Raw genomic sequence first — 704 nt, 5'->3', positions numbered from 1 at the left:
AACGGTCAGCACGCCTTCTTCCAGCTCCTGCACCAGGGCACCCAGCTCGTCCCGGTGGACTTCATCGGCGTCGCGCGGCCGATCACGGACCTGCCCATCGCCGATGGCACCGGGTCCATGCACGACCTGCTCATGGCCAACCTGTTCGCACAGTCGCGGGTGTTGGCGTTCGGCAAGACCGAGGAGGAGGTGCTCGCCGACGGCGTGGACCCCGCGCTCGCCCCGCACAAGGTCATGCCCGGCAACCGGCCGTCCACCACGATCCTCGCCCCGTCGCTCTCCCCGGGCGTGGTCGGGCAGCTCATCGCGCTCTACGAGCACGTGGTGTTCGTCCAGGCAGCCGTCCTGGGCATCAACGCGTTCGACCAGTGGGGCGTCGAGCTGGGCAAGGCCCAGGCCGGCGAGCTGTTGTCCGCCCTCACCGCCGAGAAGCACCCGGGCGACGGCTTCGACTCCTCCACCGATTCGCTCGTCGAGATCTACCGCGAGGCGCGCGGTCGGCGCTGAGGACCTGCGCCGCCACCAGCCCGGACGGGTTCATCGCCGACCGCGAGCTCGCAAGACGGTTCGCCGACCTGAGGTCGACGGGCGGTTCACGCCCATGCTGCTCGGCGTCGCCGGACCCGGACCGCGCGAGGATGCTCGGCCCGCCGAACGCACGGATTGACCCTTGCATGTTCGAATGCTGTCTCTTATACACATCT

At 69.2% G+C, this 704-nt stretch carries 1 pseudogene; it reads left to right on the top strand.

The annotated features are described in order from the left end of the window. Positions 1 to 507 (top strand): annotated as a pseudogene (locus tag B4M60_RS03910) (glucose-6-phosphate isomerase); the annotation flags it as partial. Positions 508 to 704: the final 197 nt, after the last annotated feature.

It is taken from the genome of Dietzia sp. UBA5065 (assembly GCA_002415925.1).
Lineage (GTDB): Bacteria > Actinomycetota > Actinomycetes > Mycobacteriales > Mycobacteriaceae > Dietzia.
This window is presented reverse-complemented; position numbering and strand designations above follow the sequence as displayed.